The organism is Mesorhizobium sp. M7A.F.Ca.CA.003.01.2.1, from assembly GCF_003998945.1.
GTDB lineage: Bacteria > Pseudomonadota > Alphaproteobacteria > Rhizobiales > Rhizobiaceae > Mesorhizobium > Mesorhizobium ciceri.
This window is the reverse complement of record NZ_RZRA01000305.1, coordinates 1-5636: the sequence shown is the minus strand read 5'-3', so window position 1 is coordinate 5636 and position 5636 is coordinate 1. Positions and strand designations below refer to the sequence as shown.

2 protein-coding genes and 2 pseudogenes are annotated in these 5636 nt (G+C 60.2%); all 4 read left to right on the top strand.

What is annotated here, in order from left to right:
* A pseudogene (locus EN969_RS36020) lies at positions 1-97 on the top strand (protease); the annotation flags it as partial.
* 1436 nt (positions 98-1533) lie between these two features.
* Positions 1534-4128, top strand: a complete 2595-nt coding sequence (locus EN969_RS14355) for an AMP-binding protein (RefSeq protein ID WP_082826410.1) — start codon at positions 1534-1536, stop codon at positions 4126-4128.
* Positions 4128-5108, top strand: a complete 981-nt coding sequence (gene nadE / locus EN969_RS14350; protein WP_272482884.1) for an NAD(+) synthase — start codon at positions 4128-4130, stop codon at positions 5106-5108. Before EN969_RS14355 ends, nadE begins: the two co-directional genes overlap by 1 nt.
* A 3-nt stretch (positions 5109-5111) precedes the next feature.
* Positions 5112-5636 (top strand): annotated as a pseudogene (locus EN969_RS14345) (asparagine synthetase B); the annotation flags it as partial.

Genomic DNA, 5636 nt, shown 5'->3' with positions numbered 1-5636 from the left:
GGACGGGACAATGGTTTCGGCCAAAGGTTGGACGGCGCTTGCTGCGTTCATCCGCGAATGTCTGAAGGTGCTGGGAACGGAAATCCGCCACGCATAAACTTCTGGAACCGACGCATTCGCCAAGGGATGCGTCGGTTCCCTTCAACAGCGCTTCCATATCCATCAACTCGGTCGGGATCGCGGCTTCCGAGCTACGATATAGGCGAGACACTTAAGTATTGCCGCCTGTTGCGCCGCTTTTCGTCCTGCCTGTTCCACTGGTGCTGTTCGACAGGGTCGGCGCGCGGCGTTGTTTCAGCATCCGGATAGGCCGTGTCGTCGACCGTGCGGCCCCGTCGTCCCCCCGAGGCCACCTCGCTCCGGGCTTGCTCATTCGGATTGCAAGCTGCTGACATCAGTCAACGCCTGCAACGGCGCTACGCCACCGGAAATCGGGGTGCGCTTGAGTTCAGGCCCGCGTCAGTAAATCTGGCATCGCGGATAATCCAATAATCTCCCGGCGTCCGGGGCTGGTCATCGGCCTGACGAAAAGAACGGCGTCCAGGAACGATTTCGGCCGGCTGTCGTTGCCTAACATTAGGTATCCCTTATGGACTTTGCGAAATGCCGCTGTGTCAGAATCTATGCCCTCTTGAAATGACGTTCAAATGTCCTCGCTGCGGATTGGCTTTGCTGAAACCCGGGCGCTGGTTCCAGGTTGCGTCCAAATATCGCTGCGAGGGCTGTCACAGCGAAATCCGGATTACGTATCCCGACAAGATTGCACTTTTCCAGAAGTATGCGGATTCGCAGGGCGAGGTCCATCTCCCCCAAAGCATAGCTCAGTCCTGACCAGTCGTTCAGCGGCTAGGCCACGGTCCTGCCAGGAGGGCAGGCGATCTGAAGGCTGACTTCCGGCGGTAGGGTTGCCTGTAGCATGGAACGAAATCCGTTCCCTGCGGTTGGAGTTGTCCAGCTACACGCGATTGAACCGGCCTTGCCCCACAGTCAGGAGCAGTGATGCAAACATACCTGGTGGAACAAATGGAGGGGGATGACGTGGTCGCGGCGAGTAACGTCAATGCGTCCAGCCCGTTCACGGCGGCGACTATGTCAACGGGACGCCAGGTTACCCTGCGGACTTGGGAAAACAATTGGGTTCGTGTAACGGATGAGCTTGGAGGGGAAGTGTTCGCATACTGCTTCGTTTCAAGTACTGGCAAAGCGGATAGCAGCGCGCAGCCCGACACCTCTGTAAGGTAAGGTAGTCCCGCAGCCCGGGCGGGCGCAGGCTGGCCTCTTCATCTTCGAATAATTCAAGCGATTAAGACCGTCTCACGCATCATCCGAATGATTGATGAAAAGATCATGCCGCGGAGCGATAAGCGGCAACAATCCTAGCGTGGGGCCCTTATGTCTCTGGCGCATTTAGAATCTTCGAGGGCGATTCAAACGGTGCAGGCTGACTACCAAGCGGTGGTCCCTTGCCGATGGCTAAAAGCTCCCGATCATGCTCTTGACCATGGCGGGCCTGTTCTACGTCTGCATCAACGGATGGGAACTGGCTTCGCCGACGTTCCTGTCTTTGATCACCTGAGGGAGATCGCCGGGCGTTATTCCGAAAAATTAGCCGCCAGCGACGGCACCAATCGACTGACCTATTCCGAGCTTTTTCGGGCGGTCGAGGCATTGGCCGGCTGGATTGAAGCCGTCGTTCCCGACGGAAATGCGGTTGGAATACTTCAGGCCAACTCGGTCTGGTACACCGTTGCGATGCTGGCCAGCATGGCATCCGGTCGGCCGTCAGTGCCGCTTAACGTGCGAGATCCGGACTCGCGCATCAACGAAATCGTCGCCGACGCGAGGCTCTCCGCCATAATTGGCGACAAAGGCCTCCACGGCCTTGATCTGCCCCAGCACGTTGCCTGGATCGATATGGCGCAATCATTGCAGGCAACGCCCCATCCAGCCGCACACCGTGTGGTTTCTGTCGATGCACCGGCAATCGTGCTTTATACCTCCGGCAGCACGGGCCGCCCCAAGGGGATTGTCAACAGCCAGCGGAACTTGCTGTGCCGAGTGCAGCAATATGTCGATGCGTGCCACATCAATGCACAGGATGTATTCCTGCCTCTGACCGGCCCGGCAACCATCGCCGGCTGTCGGGAAATTCTTGCCGCTCTGCTCACGGGTGCCACGTTGCAGCTTGTGGAGGTTGAAGCCGTCGGCCTGCGCGCGGTTCGCGGCCGCATGCAATCCGAAGGCGTGACGATCACCTATCTGGTGCCGGCATTGCTTCGCGCTCTCTTGGCGGATGAACCCGCGGACGCCTTTGGTTCGCTCAGAGTTGCCCGAATTGGAGGCGAGAAGGTATCTTCGGCCGACATCCGCCTCGTGCGCAAGGCTGTCCCGCCAAATTGCCTGGTGCAGATCGGCTATTCATCGACGGAAACGACGGGATCGCAGTGGTTCTTGCCGCACGATTGGCCGGAATTCGATTCTTCGGCTCCCGTCGGCTGGCTGCTTCCGGGAATCAGCTTCGCAGTGGTCGATGAAGAGGGTTACCCGGTTCAGCCCGGCAAGATCGGAGAACTGTTGATCAGAAGCCCGTATGTCGCGCTTGGACATTGGGAAAACGGGGCCGTTGTTCCGTTTGAAGTAGACCCCGACGACCAGACGCTTCGCATCTTTGCGACGGGCGATCTTGTGCAAATCGGGAGTGACGGCCTGCTGCGGATCATAGGCCGCAAAGGGCGCCAGATAAAGGTCAATGGGCGGCGCGTTGAGCCGGCCGAACTCGAACGGGTGCTGCGTGGCGCGCCGTCGGTGAAGGATGCCGTGGTTATCGTCACCCCGGCGAATGAACTGGTTGCATTCGCCGTACCGCACAGCGGAGCGGGAGCCAGTTTTTGCGACGAGCTGCGCCAACTTGCCAGGACAAAATTGCCGCCGGCGCTTTGCCCGTTGCGACTCCATGCAAGCGCCGAGATACCGCGACTGCCCAGCGGAAAGATCGATATGACAACGCTGGCTGCAATTGACCTTTCGGTTCGGGAAACCACGCCCCCACCGCAAATACCCCATGCGGGACATGAAGTTCCTGCTCATCAGATCGTACGGCGTGCCTGGACCAAGGTCCTCAAGACGCGGGTCGCCCTGGGCTGTTGGGATGAAGCGGGGGGAGATTCGCTGAAGCTGCTGCACTGCGTCATGGAAATCGAAAGCGCGATCGGGCAGGAGCTCGGATTGGAAGCCTTCACGGTTGGAATGAGCTTCGATGAGATGGTTGCAGCGGTCATTTCTGCTCAAGGAGGCGGCGAGCACGCGCCCGCTTGGAAACACGAGCCTCCGCTGCTTTTCCTTTTCCCCGGGTCGGTCGGCTATGGTCCGAGCCTTGCTTCGTTCGCATCGGCAATAAGCAAGGTCGCCAGGGTGTCTCCCATCAGATATCCGGCCCTGGGCATGATCCTGCAAGGTCAGAACACCGTCGCCGCAATGGTCGAAGCTGCAATCGATCATATCAACCGCGTACAGCCGACCGGCTGTGTTCGCCTGCTTGGTCACTCGCTCGGAGGAGCGGTTGCTTTTGAGGTTGCCGCGCGTCTGCTTGATCAAGGGCGAGCGGTAGCGTTCACGGGCATTCTGGATACCAGCCTGGTTGGCGAACGCAGCAAGCGTTGGGAGACGATTACCCGGACATTTCACCGGATCCGAACCAATCGTATATCGGCTAGTCGAGTGGCATGCCGCGCGCTTGCCAAGGTCGCGGTCAAAATGCACTGCGAATCCCGGCTTGCCAGCTTCCTCGATCGCTATGCCGAGGGTCAGTTCAACCCGACGAGCTTCAGAACCAAACTGGAACTGCAGGAAGTTCTGCGCGCGCGCGCCTTCTTCCAGTGGCTCACAGAACCCAGGCCGATACTGCCGATCACCGGCACCTTGTTCCGTTGCGCGCGGCCCGGAATGCCGCTTGCACTTGGGTGGGATCGGGCATTCGTCCATCTGGACGTCATTCCGATCGCCGGCACTCACATCGACATGGTCGTGGAGCCTCATCTGACCATCAATCGCCCGCTCATCGAAAACGCTGTGACTGAGACCTACTCTTCAATCGAGTCACAGAAACGGGAGGCAGTGTCATCGACCTGATCGGGGAATTCAGCAGCGGTGTGCTGGCGCTCGATGCCCGGCTGGAGATCGATCGCATCGTCGAGACCTTGCGCGAACAGGTTCTCGGCACACAACGGCGCCGCGGAGTGGTTGTCGGGCTCTCCGGAGGCATCGACAGTTCGGTCGTCGCAACGGTCTGCGCACGCGCGTTCGGCAGGGACAAGGTACTGGGCCTGTTCATGCCGGAGCGCGATTCATCCGGCGACTCGCTGAGGCTTGGCCGCAGCGTCGCCGGGCAGCTTGGCATCGACACAATCCTTGAAGATATCCAGCCGGCGCTCGAGGGCATCGGTGCCTACGCCCGACAGATGGAGGCCATCCGAACTGCCGTCCCTGGATATGGCGAAGGCTGGAAATGCAAGCTGGTCATGGCATCGGTGCTGGAGAGCAGCGGCCTTAATATCACGCGCCTCACCGTCGAGGATCCGGACGGAAAGATCGACACCGTGCGTCTTTCGCCGGCGGCTTACCTGCAGATCGTCGCTGCAACCAACTACAAGCAGCGGGTTCGCAAGATGACTGAATACTATCATGCGGACCGCCTCAACTATGCAGTGGCAGGCACGCCAAACCGGCTCGAATATGACCAAGGCTTCTTCGTCAAGCAGGGCGACGGCGTCGCCGACGTGATGCCGATCGTCCATCTCTACAAGACCCAGGTTTATCAGCTGGCGGAATATCTCGGGATTGACGAGGAGGTCCGAATGAGGCCGCCGACCACGGACACGTTTTCCATGGCGCAAACCCAGGAGGAGTTCTACTTCGCCTTGCCCTATCAGCTGATGGATTTGTGCCTCTACGGCATGAATCACGGAATTTCGGCCGGCGTGGTTGCCGCCGCCGCCGGCCTGACGGCCGAGCAGGTCGAGAAGGTCTATAAGGATATCGTCAGCAAACGCCGCGCCGCCCGCTACCTTCACGCACGGCCGCAGCTGTCCGCTGCGATGGACAGGGATTGACCCATGTGCGGTATCGCCGGAATTGTGGCGCTGAACGCGGCTGCGGAGCCTCCTTCACGAGCCGCGCTTCTACGAATGGCAGCCGCGCTCTCCCATCGAGGCCCGGACGAGAGCGGCGTTTACCGCGACAGGCGGGCGGGGCTGGCGCATACCCGTCTGTCGGTCATCGATCTCTCGACCGGACAGCAGCCCCTCGCCGACACCGGCGATACCACCTGGATCGTGTTCAACGGCGAGATCTTCAACTACATCGAGCTGCGTGAACAACTCACGGCGCTGGGGCATCGTTTCCGCACCCGCAGCGATACCGAGGTCATCGTGCACGCCTACCGCGCCTGGGGCGTGGCCGCGTTCGAGAGGCTAAACGGGCAGTGGGCACTCGCCATCTGGGATTCGCTGACAGGCCGCCTCGTCCTGTCGCGCGACCGGTTCGGCATCTGCCCGCTGCATTTGTGCGAACATGCTGGCCGCCTTCACTTCGCCAGCGAAGTGAAGGCCATTTTCGCAGCCGACCCGGCGATACCGCGG